Below are 21,151 nucleotides of genomic sequence, written 5' to 3'. Positions count from 1 at the left end.
CGCGCCATCTTCTAGAATCCGCCGCCTCCCGCGGGCTGGGTTCCCGTTCGCTGCCCGCGTCCCCCCGTCGCGTCATGACCGCATGACGCGGCTTACAGCAGAACTTTCGGAGGCTTTCCCTTGGAGGACTTTCTCAGAGACCACGGCGTCGTCATCGCGCTCGTTTGCGCTGCGCTCGCCGTGCTCTACGGCGCAGTGACCTCGCGTCAGCTGCTCGCGCTGTCGCCGGGCAACGAGCGGATGCGGGAGATCTCGGGGGCCGTCCAGGAGGGCGCCCGCGCGTACCTGAACCGCCAGTACACCGTCATCGCCGGCATCGCCGCGGTGCTCTTCGTCGTCCTGATCTTCCTGCAGGACATCAAGGTCGCCATCGGCTTCCTCATCGGCGGACTGCTGTCGGGCGCCGCCGGCTACATCGGCATGAACGTCTCCGTCCGGGCGAACGCACGCGTCGCCGAGGCGGCGCGCGGCGGCATCGCTCCTGCGCTGTCCGCGGCGTTCCGCGGCGGCGCGGTCACCGGCATGCTCGTCGTCGGCCTCGCCCTGCTGGGCGTCGCCGCGTACTACGGCATCCTGACCTGGATCGCCGACGAGGAGCCGCGCGAGGCCGTCGACGCCCTCATCGGCCTCGGCTTCGGCGGGTCGCTGATCTCGGTCTTCGCCCGTCTGGGCGGCGGCATCTTCACGAAGGCCGCCGACGTCGGCGCCGACCTCGTCGGCAAGGTCGAGGCCGGCATCCCGGAGGACGACCCCCGCAACCCGGCCGTCATCGCGGACAACGTGGGCGACAACGTCGGCGACTGCGCCGGCATGGCCGCGGACCTCTTCGAGACCTACGCGGTCACCGCGGTCGCCGTCATGCTGCTCGGCGTCCTCTCGGTCGGCGACCAGTTCGACCCGAACGTCGCGCTGTACCCGCTGGTCCTCGGCGGCGTCTCGATCATCGCGTCGATCATCGGCACGTTCGCCGTGCGCGGCCGCAACGTCGAGCGCGCGCTCTACCAGGGCCTCATCGTGTCGGCCGTCATCGCCGCGCTGCTGTTCTACCCGGTCACCAAGTGGCTGATGGACGGCGTGGACTTCGCCAACCAGGGCGACGTCAGCGTCGGCGACCTGTACCTCTGCTCGCTGATCGGCCTCGCCGTCACCGGCCTGCTGTTCGTCATCACCGACTACTACACGTCGACGCGCTTCGCCCCGGTGAAGAGCACGGCCCGCGCCTCGCAGACGGGCCACGCGACGAACATCATCCAGGGCCTCGCCCAGGGCATGCAGGGCACCGCCCTGCCGGCCATCGTGATCGTGCTCGGCATCCTCGCCGCCGACTCGCTCGCCGGCGTCTACGGCATCGGCGTCGCGGTCATGGCGCAGCTGTCGCTCTGCGGTCTGATCGTCGCGCTCGACGCGTTCGGCCCGATCACCGACAACGCGGGCGGCATCGCCGAGATGGCCGACCTGCCCGAGGAGGTCCGCAACATCACGGATCCGCTCGACGCGGTGGGCAACACCACGAAGGCCGTCACCAAGGGCTACGCGATCGGCTCCGCCGTGCTCGCCGCCCTCGTGCTCTTCGCGGCGTTCAAGATCGACCTCAACGAGGAGCTCGGCGCCGAAGGGGCGATCTCGTTCAACCTCGACGAGCCGCCGGTCCTCATCGGCCTGCTGCTCGGCGGCATGATGGTCTACCTCTTCGCCTCGCTGTCGATGGAGGCGGTCGGTCGCGCGGGTGGCGCGGTCGTCGAGGAGGTCCGCCGGCAGTTCCGCGAGCGGCCGGGCATCATGGCCGGCACCGAGAAGCCCGACTACGCGGGCTCCGTCGCCCTCGTGACGCAGGCGGCGCAGCGCGAGATGATCATCCCGTCGCTGATCCCGATCGTCGTGACGGTCATCGTCGGCGTCCTCAGCACCGAGGCGCTGGGCGGCCTGCTCATCGGCGTCATCATCGTCGGCTTCTTCGTCGCGGTGTCGATGACGTCCGGCGGCGGCGCGTGGGACAACGCGAAGAAGCTCATCGAGGACGGCGCGTACGGCGGCAAGGGCTCCGAGGCCCACGCCGCGTCGGTCACCGGTGACACCGTCGGCGATCCGTACAAGGACACCGCCGGTCCGGCGATCAACCCGATGATCAAGGTGTCGCAGATCGTCGCGATCCTGATCATCCCGCTGATCGCGTAGATCGCGGGCGCGCTCGGCGCGCTCCAGACGTCGTACGAGGGGCGGCCGCGAGGCCGCCCCTCCTCGTTTCCTGGTGCGCGTGCGCCGCTCCTCCTCGTAGACTCGACCCCGTCCGATGGCCCAACGCCGCTTGCACGGTCTCCAGCGCGTCCTCGGGGTCAACGCGCTCTTCTCGACCGCCTACGGCAACGTCGGGTCGTCGATCTACTACGCGCTGGGCCTCGTCGCGAGCTACGCGCTCGGACTGACGCCGATCGTCTTCCTGATCACCGGCGTCATCTTCGCGTGCACGGCGGCGACGTACGCCGAGGCGACGGCGATGTACCCGGAGGCGGGCGGATCGTCGAGCTTCGCCCGCCGCGCCTTCAACGAGTTCTGGTCCTTCTTCGCGGCGTGGGGCCAGATGCTCAACTACACGATCACCGTCGCGATCTCGGCGTTCTTCGTGCCGCACTACCTCGGCGGGCTGTTCTGGGACCCGCTGCGGCACGCGCCGGGCGATGTGATCGCGGGCATCGTCGTCGTCGGGCTGCTCATGGCGCTCAACGTGTTCGGGGCGAAGGAGTCCGCGGGCGTGAACATCGCGCTCGCGGTCACCGACTTCCTCACGCAGGTCCTGCTCGTGGCCGTCGGCGCGTTCCTCGTGCTCTCGCCCGACACGCTCGTCGACAACGTCAGCTTCGGCGTGGCGCCGACGTGGACCGACTTCGCGCTGGCGATCCCGATCGGCATGATCGCCTACACCGGCATAGAGACGATCTCGAACATGGCCGAGGAGGCCAAGGACGAGCGCAAGACGATCCCGGCGGCGATCAAGCGGGTCCAGATCGCGGTCTTCGCCATCTACTTCACCCTGCCGGCGGTCGCGCTGTCGGCGCTGCCGGTCACGCAGCAGGCCGACGGCGAGTACGTGACCAAGCTCGGCCTCCCCGAGGAGGAGGGTGGCTTCGCGGGCGACCCGATCCTCGGCGTGGTCAAGGCGCTCGACCTCGGCCCGCTGCAGCATCCGGCGGAGATCTACGTCGGCGTGCTCGCCGCGACGATCCTGTTCCTCGCGACGAACGCGGGCCTCATCGGCGTGTCGCGGCTCGTCTACTCGATGGGCGTGCACCGCCAGCTCCCCGACCGGCTGCGGCAGCTGCACCCGAAGTACGGCACGCCGTGGATCGGGATCCTGCTCTTCGGCACGATCGCCTGCCTGACGATGATCCCCGGCCAGGCGGACTTCCTGGGGAACATGTACGCGTTCGGCGCGATGCTGTCGTTCACGATCGCGCACCTCGCGGTCATCGTCCTGCGGCAGCGCAAGGCCGACGTCGAGCGGCCCTACCGAGGTCCCGGCAACGTCATGATCCGCGGCCGCGACGTCCCGCTCTTCGCGGTCTTCGGCGGCATCGGGACCGGCGCCGCGTTCATCGTCGTTACCGCGCTGAACCCGGACGTGGCGATCGCCGGCCTGGCGTGGCTGGCGATCGGGATCGTCGTCTTCCTGCTCTACCGCCGTAACCAGGGCCTCGACCTGCGCACCACCGTCAAGGTCGCGCTCCCGCGGCCGGTGACCGAGACCGAGGCGGAGTACGAGTCGGTGCTCGTCGCCTTCGAGGTCGGCCACTACGTCGAGGACGCGGTGCTGACGGCGGTCAAGCTCGCGGCGCGGCGCCGCCGCGGCATCCACATCCTCGTGACGATCCCCGTCCCGAACTCGGCGCCGATCGACGCCGACATGCCCGAGCAGGAGCTCGCCGCGCAGGCCGTCATCGAGGAGGCCAAGCTCACCGGCGGGCGCCGCGTCTCCGGGCACTACGAGAAGGCGCGCGCGGGCCAGACTGGGCGCCTGATCGTCGAGGAGGCGCGCGAGATGCGCGCGCGGGCGATCATCATGCCGCTGCCGCCGCGGCGCGGCGGGACGCTCTTCGGCCCGACGCTCGAGACGGTGCTGGCCGAGCGCCCGTGCCGCGTCATCATCGAGTCGACGCCCGAGGACGGCCGGCGCCCCGCGCGGACGCCGGCGCTCGCGCGTTCCGGAGCCTCCTGATGCACGCCGCCGCGACGCGCGCCTTCAGCGTGGCGCTCGTCATCATCGGGGTCGTGATGCTCGTCAGCACGATCGCGCGGGGCGGGGGGCCGCTGGCCAACGGCGTGCTGCTGGGCGTGCTCTTCTGCGCGATGGGCGCGGGGCGCTACTACCTCGCGCGGGACCGGTCGTAGTGGCCGAGCATCGCGCGAGGGCGGCGGTCGAGCGCGCCCGTCACGCCGCCGACCAGGCGCTCACCGCCGCCGAGAAGCGCCCGATCTTCCGCCGCGGGCTCGGGTCGCCGGCGCTCTTCGCGATCGTCTACACGTCGGTCGCGAGCGCGATCTACTTCGTGCTCGGCGTCGTGTCCGAGCACGCGCTCGGCGCCACGCCGATCGTCTTCCTCGTCGGCGGCCTGTTCTTCGTCGTCACGACGATGACCTACGTCGAGGGCGCGTCGCTGCATCAGGAGCGCGCGGGCTCCACCGTGTTCGCGCGCTACGCGTTCAACGAGCTGTGGTCGTTCATCGCCGGCTGGGCGATCCTGCTCGACTTCCTCATCCTCATCGCCGTCACGGCGTTCATGACGACCGACTACGTCGCGGTGCTGTGGGGCGACGTCTCGAGCGGCGTGCCGGAGACCGTGCTCATGCTCGGCGTCGTCGCCTACGTCGCGATGCGCAACGTGCTCGGCTTCTCGGCGACGCGGACGCAGCGCATCTTGCTGCTCGTCGTGATCGACCTGCTGGTGCAGCTGCTGATCATCGTCATCGGCCTCGTCACCGTGCTCGACGTCGGCCAGCTCGTCGACCAGGTCGACCTCGGCACGGCGCCGACGTGGGACGAGCTGCTCTTCGCCGCGACGCTCTGCACCGTCGCGTTCACGAGCCTCGAGTCGGCGTCGGGGCTCGCGGGCGAGGTGGCGGTCGGCCGGCGCGGGCTGAAGCGCCTCGTGTTCAGCGTGGCCCTCACGGTCGTCGTGCTGTACGTGGGCACGGGGGTGGTCGCGCTCAGCGCGCTGCCGGTCGTGAACGGGACGACCGAGCTCGGGACGACGTACCTAGAGCGGCCGATGGTCGGCGTGGTCGAGCAGTTCGATCCCGCCTGGCTGGCGAACTCGCTCAAGTACGTCGTCGCCGTGCTCGCGACGGTGACGCTCGTGGCGGCGGCGCAGTCGGCGATGCTCGGCCTCTCGCGCCTGGCGTACTCGCTCGGCACGAACCGGCAGATCCCGTCCGCCGTCGGCCGGCTGCACCCGACGCGCGCCACGCCGTACGTCGTGATCGCGATCGCCGCGGTCCTCGCGGGCGCGCTGGCGCTGAGCAAGGACATCGAGTTCCTCGTCGGGATCTACGCATTCGGCGCACTGCTCGCGTTCACCATCGCGCACTTCTCGATCCTCAAGCTGCGCATCACCGAGCCCGACCGCCGCCGCCCGTACCGCATCCCGTTCGAGGTGCGGATCCGCGGGGTGGACTGGCCGCTGCCGGCGGTGTTCGGCGCGTTCACCTCGCTGGCGGCGTGGGTGCTGCTGCTCGTCCTCCACGAGGGCGCGCGGTACATCGGCCTCGGCTGGATGGCGTTCGGCATCGCGCTCTACGTCATCTACCGCGTGTCCGAGGACAAGCCGCTCTTCAAGCGCGTGCAGGTGTCCCAGCACGCGCTGCAGCGCGAGGCGCGCGAGGCGGAGTACGGGTCGATCCTCGTGCCGCTGATGGGCGGGCCGCTCGACGACGACATCATCCAGACGGCCGGGCGGCTGGCGAGCGACGAGCGCCTCGACGAGGCCGACTTGGGCGACGCGACGGCGACGATCGAGGCGCTGTGGGTGATCGAGGTCCCCATGGCGCTGCCGATCGACGCGCGGTTGCCCGACAAGCAGCTCGAGCAGGCCAAGGTCGCGCTGCGGCGCGCGAAGGCGGTGGGGGAGGAGTACGAGGGCGTCCAGGTCGCCACCGCGACGGTGCGCGCGCGACGGGCCGGGCAGGCGATCGTGGAAGAGGCGCGCCGGCGTGGCGTGGAGGCGATCGTCCTGGCGGCCGAGCAGCCGACGAAGATCCGCGGCGGCGGGCTGCTCGGCGGGCTCGGGGGCGGGCGCAACGAGGCGTTCGTGGGAGACGTCACGAAGTACGTCGTCACCAAGGCACCCTGCCGCGTGATCATCACCGCGCCGGCCGAAGAGCCCCGTTAGCATCCGGGCGAGTGTTCTTCTTGATCGTCGGTGCGGGCCGGGTCGGGTCCACGCTCGCGCGCATGGCGCTCGCCGCTGGCCACGAGGTGTCCGTCCTCGATGAGGACCCGCTGAGCCACGAACGGCTCGACGCCAACCAGCCCACCTCGTGGGAAGACGCGGGCGGGCGGTTCACCGTCGGGACGGCGCTCGAGGTCGACGCGCTCGTCGAGGCCGGAGTCGAGCAGGCCGAGGTCTTCATCGCCTCCACCAACGGCGACAACACGAACCTCGTCATCGCCCAGATCGCCCAGCGCCGCTTCGGCGTCGGCCGTGTCATCGCGCGCGTGCTCGATCCGGCGCGTGCCGCGTGGTACGCCGAGCAGGGGCTCGAGACCATCTGCCCGACGCAGTACGCGATCACCGCGTTCTCGGACGTGCTCGACCTCGAGGAGGCGGGCGCCTGATGTACATCGTCATCTGCGGCGGCGGCAAGGTCGGCTGGAACCTCGCTCGCGAGCTCATCGAGAAGGGCAACGAGGTCACCCTGATCGAGCAGAGCCGCCGGCGGTACCTGCAGATCGAGGAGGAGCTCGAGCACGCGGTCCAGTACGGCGACTCGACCGAGCTGTGGGTCATGGAGCGCGCGGGCATCCAGCGCGCCGACCTGGTCATCGCGGTCACCGGCGACGACGAGGACAACATCCTCATCTGCCAGATCGCGAAGGAGAAGTACCTCTGCGAGCGGACGATCGCCCGCGTCAACAACCCGCGCAACCTGCAGCACTTCGCGCTTCTCGGCATCCAGCCCGCGGTGTCGGCGACGGACCTCATCCTGCGGCTGATCGAGCACGAGGTGCCGCAGTACGGCCTGGTCCATCTGCTCGACCTGCCGGCCGAGCAGCTGGAGATCATCGAGATCGAGGTCACCGCCGATGCACCGGCGGCGTCGAAGCAGGTGCAGGAGATCGCCGTCCCCGATGGCGCGCTGATCATCTCCGTGCTGCGCAACGGGTCCGGGTTCGTGCCGAAGGCCGACACGGTGATCGAGGCCGGCGACGAGGTGCTGCTCGTGCTCGATCCGGGCCTCGAGTCCGACATCACCGAGCAGTTCGCGCCCAACGGCGCCCGGCCTCGCTGACCTCCCGTGGCCGATAGGTCGGTCGACGTCCTGCTCATCGGCGGCGGAGTCGCGTCCGCGGCCTGCTCGGTCGAGCTGCGGGCGCGGGGCTTCGACGGGTCGGTGCTGCTGGTCGGCCGCGAGCTCGACCCGCCGTACGAGCGGCCGCCGATCTCGAAGGGGCTCCTGCTCGGGGCGTCGTCGCACGAGGATGCCCTCGTCGAAGTCGGGTCCGGCGTCGAGGTGCTGAGCCGGACGTCGGTCATGAAGGCCGACTGGGACGCGCGGACGGTGACGCTGTCGTCGAAGGAGACGGTGTCGTTCTCGCGGGCGGCGCTGGTGGCCACCGGCGCGAACGTCCGGCGGCTGAACGTCGACGGGACGCAGCTCGAGGGGATCCACTACCTGCGCGCTCTGCGCAACGCGGACGCGCTGCGCGGTGACGTGTCGGAGGGCGACGAGGTCGTGCTCGTCGGCGGGTCGTTCATCGCGTGCGAGGTCGCGGCGTCGCTGACGCAGCTCGGCGTGTCGTGCAGGCTCGTGTTCCCGGAGGACGAGCCGATGGGGCTGCCGTTCGGCTCGTCGGTCGGCCGGTTCGTCCGGGGGCTGCTGACGTCCCACGGCGTCCGCGTCTGCTCGGGCGAGCAGGTCGCGTCGTTCGAGGGATCCGGTGACTCGGTGACGGCGGTGGCCTGCGCTTCGGGCGAGTCGTTCCCGTGCTCCGCGGTGGTGATCGGCGTCGGCGCGACGCCCGACGTGATGCTCGCGCGCTCGTCCGGTCTGACGCTGGGGCCGCGTGGGGGAGTCCTCTGCTCCTCGACGCTCGAGTCGTCGGCGTCCGGCGTCTTCTGCGCGGGCGACATGTGCGAGTACGAGAGCGCGATGCACGGCGGGCCGCTGCGGGTCGAGCACTTCGAGGTCGCCGTGGGCCAGGGCCGCTGCGCGGCGCGCAACATCCTCGGCGCGGGCGAGGACTACACCGACGTCCCGTACTTCTGGACCGACCTCGCCGACTGGGCGACCCTCGAGTCCGTCGGCCCCGCCGTCGAGGGCTGGGACCGCGAGGTCGTCCGCGGGTCGTTCGACGACGGCGAGTTCACGGTGTTCCACCTCAAGGGTGGCCGCCTCGTCCAGGCGACGACCTGCGGCCGCTCCGCCGACCTCGAGGAAGCCGGCTCCCTCATCGCGTCCGGCGAGACGGTCGACGCCGAAGCCCTCGCGCACGGCTGACCGCCGCGCTGCGCCCGCACGTCGCCCCCCCGCGGTCTCCGCCCCCTACCCGCCGTCTTCGAAGACGCGGTCGAGGATCGCGTCGACGGGGAGGACGACGAGGGCGCCCTTGAGGAAGAAGGCCTCGGCGTCGCCGATCCGGCCGGCTTCCTGCTCCTCGTCGATGGCCTGCCCGAGGCCGCTCTTGAAGGCCGCGTTGCGGCGGCCCTTGTCGACACCGTTGAGCTTGCGCTCGTTGGCGAGGGAGAGGAGGAGCGCCTCGCGGCTGACCTTGAGCTCGCAGGCGGCGCGGCCGAGCGCGACGATCCCGACGCGCTGGAGGGTGCCGGTCAGTCCCTCGACGCCCGCCGGGCCGCCCGCGTGGCAGGGGTTCGGCGGCTCGGTCGGCTTGTAGCCGCTTCCGCCCGCGATGAGGTAGACGCCGACCAGCGCGACGGCGGCGACGACCGAGGTGGCGAGCGCGCGGTTCCTCACGTCTGCCGCCCCTTCGGGAGCAGCAGCGGGACGAGCGCGCCGAGCGACAGGAGCGCACCGAACAGGAAGCTGCGGGTGAAGGCGGCCTTGGCTGCGCGGTCGAGCTCGTCGTCCACGCGGCCGCGCAGCTCGGCGTAGGCGGCGGCGTCCTTGGGGTCCGGGTTCGTCGACGCGAACGCCGGCGCCGTGTCGGGAACCTCGCCGTCCGCCCGGTCGAGCACGTTCGCGAGCTCGGTGCCGAGGTCGAGCTTCGTCGACGGCTGGATCGGGCTGTCGAGGATCGCGGCGACGATCGACTCCTCCGCGCGGTCCTCCTGGTGGTCGAGGTCGGCGACGAAGATCGGGGTGAGGACCGCCAGCGCCACGACGACGCCCGCGTGCCGCGCTGCGATCGCGTACGCGCCGTGGGTGACCTGCGGCGTCCGCCCGATGAGCGCCGACTCGGTCAGCGCCGCGAGCGACAGCCCGAGCCCGAGCCCGATCAGCACCTGCGGCGCGATCGTCCACGCCGGCGAGGACCCCGGCAGGATCGCCAGCGCAGCCAGCCCGCCGGCGACGAGGATCGCGCCGCACGCGCCTCGCGTCAGCGGGTCCAGCCCGCGCCCCGCCCGCGCGGCGAACAGCGACGCGACCGGCATGACCGACACGGTCAGCGCGGCCACCATCGGCGAATGCCGCCACCCGGCGATCAGCAGCAGCACGAGCAGGAACAGAGCCGCGGTCAGCCCGGCCCCCAAGAACCCGAGCGCGACCAGCGACCGCACCTCGGGGACGCGGGACAGCGTCCCCGCCGGCGCCTCGCTCACCTCCTCGCGGTCCAACGTCTCCACCGGCGACGGCTCCTCCGGCGAAGGCTGCTCCGGCGAAGGCTCCGCCGGCGAGGGCTCCTCGGAAGGCCGCTCGAACCGCGGCTCCTCGCGGACGAACCGATGCTCGGCCTCATCTCGCCAGCCGGCCGCTCGGCTCCACAGCGGCCCTCTTGCCGGGTGGGAGTCTGGGAGGGGGTCCTTGCCGAGGATCGGCGCGGCCGTCGTCTCGCGGGTCGCGCGCGACGGGACGCAGCCGAGGAGGCACACGAGGGCGACGGGGACCTGGGCGGCGAAGATCGCCTCCCACGCGAAGGCCTCCGTGAGGATGCCGCCGAGCGCGGGGCCGACGGCGGCGCCGACGGCTCCGCTCAATCCCCAGATCGCGGCTCCGGCGCCGGGCGACCGCGCGGCGGCCGACAGCAGGGGCAGAGCGGCGCAGGCGACCGCGGCGCCGCCGAGGCCCTGGATGCACCGCGCGCCGATCAGGACGCCGATCGAGGGCGCGACCGCGCAGATCAGGGAGGCCGCCGCGAAGAGGGCGAGCCCGCCGGCGGCGACGGCGGAGGGGCTCGTCCGGCGCACGAGCATCGCGGCCGGGACCGCGGCGATCGCGAGAACGAGGTTGTAGGCCGTCAGCACCCACGACACAGCCTCGGGCGTCGTGTTCAGATCGCCGAGGATGCTCGGAAGCCCGAGCGTGACCACCGACGAGTCGGCGAGCACGAGTGCGACGGCGAGAGCGAGGAGGACGACGCGCGGCACGCGCCGCATGCTGCCAGGCGAGAGGCCGGAACCGGCCCACCTCGCCCGTCGCGAAGGCACCGTCCTGGTCACCGAGTCACCTCGGCGAGGGAAGAAGACACCGCCTTCGTCACCGCGTGACCTCGGCGATGGAAGAAGACACCGTCTTCGTCACCGCGTCACCTCGGCGATGGAAGAAGACCGCTTGAAGGAGGACGCCGGGCAGGATCCTGAACAGAAGCGCTTGGGCCGAGGACCGCTCGGGCCGCCAGGGGAAGGATGGGTCCGAGAAAGGCAACGGCCCATCGCCACGAAGGCGATGGGCCGATGTTGGGGGCTGCGGCGGTGCGTCCTCCGCCGCAGCCCCGCTGGGCCGGCCGCGTCCCGTCCACGCGACCGGTCGCGTGCGCGCCGCGTGTCTCAGAGGCGCGCGCCCGCTGTGCGCCTCCCGCCGTGCGTGCCGCTGCGACGGCCCACGATGGCGCGGTAGATGCCGAGAAGGAGCATCACGCCGAGCACGGCGCCGATGAGGCCACCGATGTCGAACTTGTCGTCATCACCGATGCCGATGGCGCGGAAGAGGTAGAAGCCGAGCACTGAACCGGCGATGCCGAGCAGCGTGGTCGCGATGATGCCGCCCGGATCGTCACCGGGCATCAGCAGCTTGCCGAGTGCGCCGACAACAAGACCGAACAGCAGGATCCAGAGGATCTCCATGTGGTAACGGGTCCTTCCGAGAGTTAGAGGTCAACGGGGTGAGGCACGCATGGAGTACCCGCCCGGCGCCCCCCGGCATTCGGTCAGTGATCCGTCGTCAACGGCGCTTGGCGCCCGAGTCAGTCGTCGCGCATGGCGGCGACCACAAGCCCTATGAAGAGCGCCTGGACCGGCAGCCGCGCGTAGAGCGCCTTCCGGCCGCCGGGAACCCACTTGAAGTCACCCGGGTTGAGCGCCATGTGGAGGTTCGCCGGGAACACGGCGAGCAGCGTCGCGATGAGCCACCAACCGGCCGGCTTCCGAGTCCGGTCCGCGATCAGACCAACACCACCGACGATCTCGGCCACGCCGCTGAGCGCGACGAGCTCCCGATGAGCGGGGAGGTACGGCGGCATGATCCGCTCGTAGAACCGCGGATTGGCGAAGTGGTTGGCTCCCGCGAGCGTGTACAGGCCGGCGGCGAAGGCGGTGACGGGCTTCACGCGGCGGGAGCTTCGCAGGCGCCGCCGTCGCCGGCGCCACGCCGCCGGTTCCGCCCCGCGAAGTTCTCGGTCTGCTGTGGCAGTCCGGACACGGCATCGGCGGGTTCCCGAGCCTGCTGTGGCCTTCGGACGTACCAGCAGATCCGGGCCAGGGATTCGAACCCCGATTCACGGCTCCAGAGGCCGTTGTCTTGCCATTAGACGAGCCCGGAACAAGTGGCTCGGCCGACGGTCCTAGGACCTACGGTGCGGCGCGAAGCGACGCTCAGGATAGCGCGTCGATCTCACGCTGCGGCCTGCTCGGCCCAGTCGCGGTAGAGGCGCCAGTACGCGCCCTCGCGCTCGATGAGCTCGTCGTGCGTGCCCTCTTCGATGACGCGGCCGCCGGAGAGGACGATGATGCGGCCGGCCTGGCGGATGGTGGAGAGGCGGTGGGCGATGACGATCGCGGTGCGGCCCGCCAGCAGGCGCCGCATGCCGTGCTCGATCTTGCCCTCGGTGTGGAGGTCGACGTTCGCCGTCGCCTCGTCCAGCACGAGGATGCGCGGGTCCGCGATCAGCGCCCGCGCGAACGCCATGAGCTGGCGCTGGCCGGCGGAGAGCTGGACGCCGCGCTCGCCGATCTGGGTGTCGAGGCCCTCGGGCAGCGCCCGGACGAAGTCGTCGGCGCCGACGCCGCGCAGCGCGGTCCAGACGTCGTCGTCGGACGCACCCGGCCGCCCGAAGACGATGTTCTCGCGCACGGTCCCGCTGAACAGGAACGCCTCCTGCGGCACGATCCCCATCTGGGACCGCAGCGACTCCGTCAGCGCGACCCGCAGGTCGACGCCGTCGACCAGCACCCGTCCCGAGGTCGGGTCGTAGAACCGCGCGACGAGCTTCGCGAACGTCGACTTGCCGGCGCCCGTCGCGCCGACGAGCGCGACGGTCTGCCCCGGCGGGATCGTCAAGGACACGTCGCTCAGCGCCAGCACGTCCTCGCCATCCGACGACCGGTACTTGAACGTCACGTCGTCGAACGTGATCTCGCCCCGCAGCGGACGCGGCAGCGCGACCGCGTCGGGCGCGTCGACGAGGTCGGGCTCCTCGTCGAGCAGCTCGAAGATCTTGTCCAGCGCCGCCATGCCGGCCTGGTACTGCGTGTAGAGCTGCGACAGCTGCTGGATCGGATCGAAGAACGAGTTCAGCGCCGCGATGAACCCGACGAGCACGCCGATGGTCACGTCGCCGTCGATCACCTGGTAGCCGCCGTACAGCAGGATCCCGACCGTCGCCAGCGCGCTCACGAGCTCGACCGCGGGGAAGTAGGCCGCGTTCAGGTAGACGGTCTTCAAGTTGGCTGCGCGGTTGTCGTCGTTGAGCTCCGAGAACCGGCGCAGGTGCCGCGGCTCCTGCCCGAACGACCGCACGACCCGGATGCCCGACAGCGTCTCCTGCAGGTACGCGGTGATCGCCCCGATCGTCACGCGCGTGCGCGCGTAGGCGTCCGCCGACGCGATCCGGAACGCCAGCGACGCCGCGAACAGCAGCGGGAACGTCAGGAACGTCAGCAGCGCGAGCTCGACGTCGAGGAACGCGAGGATCGCGATCGTCCCGATCAGCGTCAGCGTCGACTGGAACAGCGTCACGACCGAGTCGGTCACGAGTGAATCGAGAGCCGACACGTCGTTCGTCAAACGCGAGATGAGCACGCCGGCCTGCCGGCGCTCGTAGAACCCGACGGGCATCTCCTGCAGGTGCCGGAAGATCTTCAGCCGCAGGTCCTGCAGCGCCCGCTGGCCGACCCACCCGACGAGGTAGGTCTGCAGGTACGACGCGCCCCAGTACACGAGCGCCGAGACGACGAACGCCACGACGATCCAGTCGAGCTTCGACAGGTCGCCCGGCACGATCCCGTCGTCGATCGCCATCTTGGCCAAGGGCGGAGGAGCAAGGGACGCGGCCGTCGCGAGCACCAGCGACAGGAACATCAGCGACAGCCGCCCGCGGTACGGGCGCAGCAGCTCGAGCAGGCCGCGCAGCTTCCGCCCGCGGCCGCCCGACCGCGCCTTCATCTCCTCGCGAGAGATCGCGACGGGGGACCAGCCGGCCATCAGCGGAGACCCTCCGCGGGCCGCGCAGGGGAGAGCGACGCGCGCGTCACAGCCCGGCCACCTTGCGCTCCGGCGAGACGCGGTTGAGGAACACCTGGTCCGGCAGGCCCTTCTCGACGATCTCGCGATAGAGCTCGGAGACCTCGAGCAGCTCGTCGTGGGTGCCGCGCGCGGCGAGCTCCCCGTCCTCCATCACGACGATCTCGTCGGCCAGCGCGATCGTCGACAGGCGGTGGGCGATGATGAACGTCGTCCGTCCCGCCATGACCTCGCGCATGGCGACCTTGATCTGCTGCTCGGTCGAGGCGTCGACCGACGAGGTCGCGTCGTCCATCACGAGGATCCGCGGATCGGCGAGGAACGCCCGCGCGATCGCGATCCGCTGGCGCTGGCCGCCCGACAGCGTCAGGCCGCGCTCGCCGACGCGCGTGTCGTAGCCGTCCGGCAGCCGCTCGATGAACCCGTGCGCCTGCGCGCGCCGGGCTGCCTCGACGACCTCCTCGCGGGAGGCGTCCTCCCGCGCGTAGGCGATGTTCTCGTGGACGGAGGCGCTGAAGAGGAACGGGTCGTCGCTGACGACCGCGATCGCCCGCCGCAGCGACCCGAGGTCGACGTCGCGCACGTCGGCGCCGTCGACCAGCACGCGTCCGGCGACCGGGTCGTACAGCCGCGGCAGCAGCTGCACGAGCGACGTCTTGCCCGACCCCGTCGCGCCCACCAGCGCGATCGTCGTGCCGGCCTCGACGTCGAGCGTCACGTCGCGCACCGCGGGCTCCTTCGCGCCCTCGTACATCAGCGTCACGTCCTCCAGCACGACCCGCCCGCTGCCCTCGGGAAGCGGCGGAGCGCCCGGCGCCGAGGCGATGTGCGCATGGCGGTCGAGCAGCTCGAACACGCGCGCGCCCGACGCCGTCGCCCGCTGCGCGAGCCCCAGCGACATGCCGAGCGACCGCATCGGCCCGAGCAGCATCAGCAGCAGCGTGTAGAAGGCGGTGAACTGGCCGAGCGTCATCTGCTCGTTCACGACGCGCCGCCCGCCGACGAGCAGGATCGCGGCGAGCCCGAGCTGGGGGAGGAACGCGATGAACGGCGTGTAGAACGCGCGCAGCCGCGTCGCGATCAGCGACTGGTCGAAGACGCCCGTCGCCGCGTTCGCGAACCGCGTCGCCTGGCGGTCCTCGCGCGCGAACGCCTTGACGACGCGCACGCCGGAGATGTTCTCCTCGGCCTCCGCGGTCAGCTCGCCGATCCGCTGCTGCACCTCCTGCAGCGCCGGCCGCGACTGGCGGCCGAACCGCGTGGCGATCGCGACGACGAACGGCACCGGGATGAGCGAGATCGCGGCGAGGAACGGATCGATGACGAACATCGCGATCGCCGCGAAGAGGATCGTCAGCGCCGACTGCAGGATGAAGACGAGCCCGTAGCCGAGGAAGAACCGCACCGACTGCAGGTCGACGGTCGCGCGCGACATGAGCTGGCCGGTCTGCTGGCGGTCGAAGAACCCGAGCTCGAGCGACTGCAGGTGCGCGTACATCCCCTGGCGCAGGTCGACCTCGACGCCGAGGGACACCTGCCCGGCCACGAGCCGCCGCCCGACCGTCAGCGCCAGCCGCACCACGCCGGCGACGATGACCGCGACCGCGATCCACTTGAGGTCCGCCTTGTCGCCCTGGCGCACCTGGTCGATCGCGCGGCCGGTCAGCCACGGGATCGCGACGGTCGCGGCCATCGCGATGGCGGCCAGGACCATGGAGACGATGACCCCGGTCCGGTAGGGGCGCAGGAAGGTCAGGAGCCGGAGGAACGTCCTCACTTCAATAAATGTAGTGTGGGGTCACGTGACCAACCTCCACGCCGGCCTGTGCGACCACTGCCGGCATCAGAAGGTCATCCGCAATACGCGCGGCAGCTCGTTCTCGATGTGCGAGCGTTCGAAGACCGACAAGCGGTACCCGAAGTACCCGCCGATTCCCGTCGCGCGCTGCCCCGGCTTCGAGCGCCGGGACCAGTAGCTACTTGCCCTTCTTCTTCTTGGCGGGCGCAGACGGCGTCGTCTGGGTCTGCGTCTGCGTCGCCTGCTGCGGCGCCGTCGATCCGGTCGTGCCGGTCGTCGTCTGCGCCGGCGCGGTGCCGAGCGGCTCGAGCACGAGGTACACCTCGGTGTCCTGCGCCTGCGCGTAGCGGAAGTTGAAGAGCCCGTGGTTCGTGATGCGGTTGACGAGCGCCGCGTCCTTCGACCGCGTCACCGTCGAGACCGTCGGCGCGGGGGCGGGGAGGGTGGCGCGCAGCTGCGACTTCAGCTCGGGCCCGACGTCGCCGCGCCGGAAGAAGAGCGCCTGGTCGGGATCGGAGCCGAGCCGCGGCGGCAGCAGCACGACGACCTGGTCGACGCCCTTCAGGTACCGGAACGAGTACAGCGCGAGCTCGAGCGCCTCGCGGCGCAGCAGCAGGTGGCGCTCGGTCGACGGCTTGCCGGACGCGATCGCGCACTTCGGCCCGAGGCCGCACATCTTGTAGAGCACGCCCTTGCCCTCGACGAGCGACAGGTCGCCGCTGTCGTTGCGCATGGCGATGGTCGTCGGGAGGTCGGCGATCTTCAGGTCGCCGCCGACGAGGAGCACCAGCTGCTCGCCCGTGTTCAGCCGGTACTGCGGCCCGACGTGGTCCGCGATCTCCTGCGCGCCGCTGATGTCGCGGTCCGACGGGCGCCACGGCGACCACGTCGAGCTGAGGTCGTCGCCGGCGCCGCTCTTCGTCAGCCCGTAGGCGAGCAGGCCGACGGCGATGATCCCGACGGCCAGCAGCGCGCCGAGCAGGAACTGGAAGCGCGCGGCGAACGGCGGCTCGCGCCCGTCGTCCGCGACGACCACCGCACCGCTGTCGCCCATCCCGCCGCCCGACGCGGCCGGCTCGGCCACGGCGTCGCGCGAGGCGAACATCGAGTCCGATGCGCTCGCGGCGCCGGCGCCGGCGGTCAGGGCGGGGCGCACGGTCGTGCGGGGGACCAGCGTCTCCTTGTCGAGGATCCGCGGCCGCGTCCCGGCGGGATCGGTCAGCCACGGCTCGTCAGCGTCGTCGGCCGACGGGCGCTGCGGCTCGTCGCGCGTCGGCGGCTCCTCGTCCGGCTTGCGGGCGGCGCCCCAGAGGGGCTCGCGCGGCTGCTCGTCTTCGGGGCGGTGGTCGCTCACAGCTTCGGCCAGATCGTCTCGTCGGTGATGTCGATGACGGGCGCCTCGACCTTGGCGGCCTCGAGGACGGCGACGACGTCGTCACCGTAGAGCTCCTTGCGCTCGTAGAGCTCGTCGGCCACCTGGAGGACGCCCTCGCGGTTGTGGCGCACCGCCTCGAGCGCGGTGATGTACGCCTGGCCGATGATCCGGGCCGCCGCGCGCTTCTTCGACGGGTCGCCGAGGACCGAGGCGATCGGGTCGCCCATCATGCCGCCGGCCTGCCCGCGGTTCATGATCTGCAGGCCGATCTTCTCGAAGCGCTCCATGAAGCGCTCCTCGGCCTCCTCGCGCTCCTCCTCGGTGCCCTGGAAGTTGCCGTTGAGGTGGATCGGCTCGGGCCCCATGCCGCAGAAGCCGACCATGTACGCGGCGATGCGCGTCGCGCTGTCGACGTCGCCGCCGACGCCCGTGGAGTTCTCGCCGTAGAAGACGTGCTCGGCGGCCATCGCGCCCAGCGACCAGACGAGGTTGCCGACCTGGTGGTGGCGCCACTCCTTGAAGCGCTCGTCCTTCGAGATCGCGGCGTGGTGGCCCAGCGAGGACCCGCGCATCCGCACCGACAGGCGCGTCGACAGCGTGTCCTGCATGTAGAGGTGCGACGTGACCGCGTGGCCGGCCTCGTGGATCGCGACCGCGCGCGTCTCGTCCGGGCCGTAGTCGACGCCGATCGCCGTGCCCGACTCGATCGTCGTCATCGCCTCGACCAGGTCGGTGCGGTCGAACGCGAGCCGCCCGTCGGAGTGCGCGTACGTCAGCGCCATCGAGCAGACCTGCTCGATCATCGCGGGGGAGTACCCGTTCGTCATGCGGGCGAGCTCCTCGCGGCGCGCCGGCGTGTCGAGCGCCTCCTCGTGCGCGACCTTGCCGAGGTAGAGGTCGAAGATGTCCTCGCGGTCCTTCTTCGTCGGCGTGCGGAACCAGATGTGGCGGCCCATGCGGCCCGGCCGGACGAGCGCCGGATCGAGGCGGTCGAGCGGGACGTTGGTCGCGCCGATGAAGTAGATCTGCTCGGACCGCGGCTTCGGGCTCGGCATCCGCAGCGACGTGCCGCCCACCTTGCGCGGGAACACGTACGACGCGTCGAGGAAGTTGTTGATGCGGTTCGTCCAGAACTTGCGCCAGAACGGCGGCTCGTCGACGCCGTCCATCTGGATCAGCAGCTGGTTGAGCGCCATGCCGCCGCCCATGCCGCCCATCGCGCCGGGGAACATGAAGTTCTGGATCCGCCCGGCCATCGCCTGGATCGCCGGCGGGTAGACGGGGTCGGGCGGGACCGCGCGCGCCGCGAAGACCTTGTCGCGCCAGTCCGCCGTCTCGAGCACGAGCTCGCCGGTGAAGTTGATCGCGCCCTGGTCGCCGAAGAAGGCGACGTCGTGGATCGAGCGCGGGATCGGGAACGGCTGCGCCATCCCGGCCACGCCGCTGCCGAGCGCCTGGCGGCGCAGGCCGACGGCGTCGATCTCGTCGATGAAGACGATGCACTGGCCGCCCCACTTGCGCGCGAGCTTGCGCGCCTTGCGGATCAGGAACATCACGACCACGACGTCCATGCCGATGAACGTCTGCGCGAAGCCGGAGCCCGGCATCGTCACGATCGGCGAGTTGAACGACGTCGCGATCGCCTTGGAGAGCATCGTCTTGCCGGTGCCCGGCGCGCCGATGAAGAGCAGGCCGCGCTCCGGCTTGCCGCCCGCCTTCCGGAAGTCGTCGCCCGACTGCCACAGCTGGATGACGCGCTCGACGTCGGCCTTCGGCTCGGCCTGGCCGCGGACGTCCTCGAGGCGCACGCCCCAGTCCGCGTCGCCCGGCTCGTAGCCCTTCATCTGCTTCAGGCCGAAGAAGAGCAGCGGCCCGAAGAGGATGAAGAAGTTGATGAAGAAGAGCAGCGGCAGCTGCAGGCCGAGGATCAGCAGCATCGGCGCCAGCGACGCCGCGGTGTCGCCGATCAGCGAGAGCGCGCCGCCGAGCGTCTCGCCCGCGATGAGCGCGATCAGCACGAGGGCGGCGAAGAGCGTCCCGCCCACCCAGAAGACGAACCGGAACTTGCCGCGCCAGAACCAGACGCGCCGGCGGTCGGTGGCGTCGTCGAGCAGCGTCTCGCGGTCCGCGCCGTAGAGGCTCGGCCGCTTGATCATGCGGTGCGCGAGCAGGTCGATCAGCCCGCGGAACGCGATGACGACGAAGAAGGTCGCGACGAACGACCAGAAGAACGACCACTCGTTCGCGCCGTAGAACACGGCGAAGACGCCGGGGCTGGTCAGGATCGCGACGAAGGTCGCAGCGCGGGAGAGCTTGCGCCACTCGCGAGCGAGAGCGGCGTTCTCCTCCGATAGGGCAGAGGGTCGCATGCGTCAGTCGCAGAGTACCGCCGCGATGGTGCCTCGGATGCATGAAGTCGGTCTGAAGCGGACCGACATCCGGTAGCGCCGCGAGGCCGCTAACGGCGGGGGATGCCGAGGACGAGATGCGGGGCGGAGACGAGGCGGCCGGCGCGCGGCACCGAGAGCAGCACGCCGCGGTCACCGGTGTCCTCCGGGCGGAACTCGAGGCCCCCGCCGCACTTGGGGCAGGACCCGAGGAGCCGGAGGCCTTCGGCCATCGCGGCGCTGTTCCAGGCGAACTCGCACGAAGAGCAGCGGACAGCGGGGACGGTCATGGTCCGAGCATCGACGGTGGACGCGATTCCTGCACTCGGATGTTCGTCCATGCACGAGGTTCCCGTGCTCAAGGTCAACAGGAGTTGCTAGGCGGGAGGGGCCGGTCTCAGCGCGGCGTTCGCCTCGTTCTGGCGGAAGAAAGCCACGATGGCGTCGCAGTAGTCCGTGAACCGGGGCACTGCGAGCCCGTGGCGGCCGAGGACCTCCTGAGCGCGCCTGGTGTCGAACCGGACCGGGTGGTTGAGGTAGCGGATCGACTCGCGCGGCGCGCCCTCGAAGAGCTCGCGCACCGCCTTGAAGCGCAGCGACTCGGCGACGAGGGTGGGCGGGATGCGCAGCGCCGGCTCCTTCCCCGCGTATGCGCGCGCGAGGAGAACGGTCAGCTCCCTCGCCGACAGCGGCTCGGGGTCGACGAGGTGGAGCGTCTCGCCGACGGCGGTCTCGTCGCCCGAGACGGCGGCGATCGCGTCGACGACGAAGTCGACCGGCACGACGTTGAACGGCGCCTCGGCGCGGCCGAACTGCGGGATCGGCGAGCCCATCTTCAGCGACCGCGAGACGGTGCGCAGGATGTAGTAGGGCCCGTCGAACTTCTGCGTCTCGCCCGTGCGCGAGTCGCCGACGACGATCGCCGGCCGATAGATCGTGGAGGGGACGCGGTGCATCCGCTCGCGCACCCACACCTCGGCCTGGAACTTCGTGGACTCGTAGTGGTTCTTGAAGTCCTGGCCGAGGACGAGCTCGTGCTCGTAGACGACCCCGCGCCGGACGCCGGCGACGTACGCGGTCGAGACGTAGTGCAGCCCCTTGAAGTCGGTGCAGGCCTCGCAGAAGTCGAGCACGTTGCCGGTGCCCTCGACGTTGACGCGCTGGGCGAGCTCGAGCGGGACGGCGAGATCGTAGATCGCGGCGAGGTGGTGGACCGTGTCGACCTCGCCGGTGAGGCGCTCGTACTCGGCGTCGCCCAGGCCGAGGCGGCGGTCGCCGATGTCGCCGGTGACGATCGCCAGCCGGTCGGCGCCGAGGTCCCGCGCGGCCGCGGCGGCCGCGTCGGCCATCCGCGCCTCGACGAGCGCGGTGACGCGCAGGGCGGGGTCGTCGGCGAGCAGCTTGGCGACGAGACGGCGTGCGATGAAGCCGGGGAACCCGGTGACCAGGGCGTGCATGACGGCGCGGGAGCATACGTCCGTCCAGCCCGGAGGGCCTCGCCGTCATGGTCCCTTGACGCGCGCCGAT

18 protein-coding genes and 1 tRNA gene are annotated in these 21,151 nt (G+C 71.2%); 8 read left to right on the top strand and 11 right to left on the bottom strand.

Annotated elements, in window-relative coordinates; all coding sequences use genetic code 11:
* Window positions 1–120: 120 nt before the first annotated feature.
* The 7 genes from AC1UE4_RS07955 to AC1UE4_RS07925 all read left to right on the top strand — a co-directional run bounded on the left by AC1UE4_RS07955 (window position 121) and on the right by AC1UE4_RS07925 (window position 8,709).
* Window positions 121–2,175, top strand: a complete 2,055-nt coding sequence (locus AC1UE4_RS07955; RefSeq protein ID WP_482916684.1) for a sodium-translocating pyrophosphatase — start codon at window positions 121–123, stop codon at window positions 2,173–2,175.
* Window positions 2,176–2,290: 115 nt separating this feature from the next.
* On the top strand, window positions 2,291–4,210 hold the full coding sequence (locus AC1UE4_RS07950) for an amino acid permease (RefSeq protein WP_482916683.1): 1,920 nt from the start codon (window positions 2,291–2,293) through the stop codon (window positions 4,208–4,210).
* Window positions 4,210–4,383 (top strand): hypothetical protein, encoded by a 174-nt coding sequence (locus AC1UE4_RS07945; RefSeq protein WP_482916682.1) that lies wholly within the window; start codon window positions 4,210–4,212, stop codon window positions 4,381–4,383. Before AC1UE4_RS07950 ends, AC1UE4_RS07945 begins: the two co-directional genes overlap by 1 nt.
* The gene (locus tag AC1UE4_RS07940; protein WP_482916681.1) at window positions 4,383–6,380 is read left to right on the top strand and encodes an amino acid permease; all 1,998 of its coding nucleotides are present in this window, start codon (window positions 4,383–4,385) and stop codon (window positions 6,378–6,380) included. Before AC1UE4_RS07945 ends, AC1UE4_RS07940 begins: the two co-directional genes overlap by 1 nt.
* An 11-nt stretch (window positions 6,381–6,391) precedes the next feature.
* A complete protein-coding gene (locus AC1UE4_RS07935) occupies window positions 6,392–6,826 on the top strand; it encodes a potassium channel family protein (protein ID WP_482916680.1) in 435 nt (144 codons plus the stop codon).
* Complete coding sequence (locus AC1UE4_RS07930; protein WP_482916679.1) at window positions 6,826–7,500, top strand: potassium channel family protein; 675 nt, start codon at window positions 6,826–6,828, stop codon at window positions 7,498–7,500. The genes AC1UE4_RS07935 and AC1UE4_RS07930 overlap by 1 nt, the downstream gene beginning before the upstream one ends.
* Before the next feature lie 6 nt (window positions 7,501–7,506).
* Window positions 7,507–8,709 carry an NAD(P)/FAD-dependent oxidoreductase gene (locus AC1UE4_RS07925; protein ID WP_482916678.1) on the top strand — a complete coding sequence of 401 codons (1,203 nt, stop codon included), beginning with the start codon at window positions 7,507–7,509 and terminating at the stop codon, window positions 8,707–8,709.
* A gap of 45 nt (window positions 8,710–8,754) precedes the next feature.
* Here AC1UE4_RS07925 and AC1UE4_RS07920 read toward each other — a convergent pair whose 3' ends face one another.
* The 7 genes from AC1UE4_RS07920 to AC1UE4_RS07890 all read right to left on the bottom strand — a co-directional run bounded on the left by AC1UE4_RS07920 (window position 8,755) and on the right by AC1UE4_RS07890 (window position 15,841).
* Window positions 8,755–9,183 (bottom strand): hypothetical protein, encoded by a 429-nt coding sequence (locus AC1UE4_RS07920; RefSeq protein WP_482916677.1) that lies wholly within the window; start codon window positions 9,181–9,183, stop codon window positions 8,755–8,757.
* Window positions 9,180–10,754 carry an MFS transporter gene (locus tag AC1UE4_RS07915; protein ID WP_482916676.1) on the bottom strand — a complete coding sequence of 525 codons (1,575 nt, stop codon included), beginning with the start codon at window positions 10,752–10,754 and terminating at the stop codon, window positions 9,180–9,182. The genes AC1UE4_RS07920 and AC1UE4_RS07915 overlap by 4 nt, the downstream gene beginning before the upstream one ends.
* Before the next feature lie 399 nt (window positions 10,755–11,153).
* Window positions 11,154–11,450, bottom strand: a complete 297-nt coding sequence (locus AC1UE4_RS07910) for a GlsB/YeaQ/YmgE family stress response membrane protein (protein WP_482916675.1) — start codon at window positions 11,448–11,450, stop codon at window positions 11,154–11,156.
* 119 nt (window positions 11,451–11,569) lie between these two features.
* Window positions 11,570–11,932, bottom strand: a complete 363-nt coding sequence (locus tag AC1UE4_RS07905; protein ID WP_482916674.1) for a DoxX family protein — start codon at window positions 11,930–11,932, stop codon at window positions 11,570–11,572.
* Between the two features lie 141 nt (window positions 11,933–12,073).
* Window positions 12,074–12,144 (bottom strand) — tRNA-Gln (locus tag AC1UE4_RS07900).
* A gap of 72 nt (window positions 12,145–12,216) precedes the next feature.
* The gene (locus AC1UE4_RS07895; RefSeq protein ID WP_482916673.1) at window positions 12,217–14,025 is read right to left on the bottom strand and encodes an ABC transporter ATP-binding protein; all 1,809 of its coding nucleotides are present in this window, start codon (window positions 14,023–14,025) and stop codon (window positions 12,217–12,219) included.
* Window positions 14,026–14,071: 46 nt separating this feature from the next.
* Complete coding sequence (locus AC1UE4_RS07890; RefSeq protein WP_482916672.1) at window positions 14,072–15,841, bottom strand: ABC transporter ATP-binding protein; 1,770 nt, start codon at window positions 15,839–15,841, stop codon at window positions 14,072–14,074.
* 25 nt (window positions 15,842–15,866) lie between these two features.
* Here AC1UE4_RS07890 and AC1UE4_RS07885 point away from each other — a divergent pair, with 25 nt between their 5' ends.
* On the top strand, window positions 15,867–16,040 hold the full coding sequence (locus AC1UE4_RS07885) for a hypothetical protein (protein WP_482916671.1): 174 nt from the start codon (window positions 15,867–15,869) through the stop codon (window positions 16,038–16,040).
* Here the strand turns inward: AC1UE4_RS07885 and AC1UE4_RS07880 are convergent, their stop codons facing one another.
* The 4 genes from AC1UE4_RS07880 to AC1UE4_RS07865 form a co-directional block, all read right to left on the bottom strand.
* On the bottom strand, window positions 16,041–17,216 hold the full coding sequence (locus tag AC1UE4_RS07880; RefSeq protein ID WP_482916670.1) for a hypothetical protein: 1,176 nt from the start codon (window positions 17,214–17,216) through the stop codon (window positions 16,041–16,043).
* Complete coding sequence (locus AC1UE4_RS07875; protein WP_482916669.1) at window positions 17,213–19,606, bottom strand: AAA family ATPase; 2,394 nt, start codon at window positions 19,604–19,606, stop codon at window positions 17,213–17,215. The genes AC1UE4_RS07880 and AC1UE4_RS07875 overlap by 4 nt, the downstream gene beginning before the upstream one ends.
* An 89-nt stretch (window positions 19,607–19,695) precedes the next feature.
* Window positions 19,696–19,914, bottom strand: coding sequence for a hypothetical protein (locus AC1UE4_RS07870; protein ID WP_482916668.1), 219 nt, complete (start codon window positions 19,912–19,914; stop codon window positions 19,696–19,698).
* Window positions 19,915–20,001: 87 nt separating this feature from the next.
* Window positions 20,002–21,081, bottom strand: coding sequence for an SDR family oxidoreductase (locus tag AC1UE4_RS07865; RefSeq protein WP_482916667.1), 1,080 nt, complete (start codon window positions 21,079–21,081; stop codon window positions 20,002–20,004).
* Between the last annotated feature and the right edge of the window lie 70 nt (window positions 21,082–21,151).

The organism is Parviterribacter kavangonensis, from assembly GCF_056863335.1.
Note: the sequence above shows the minus strand (reverse complement) of the source record. Positions and strands in the feature narration are given on the sequence as shown.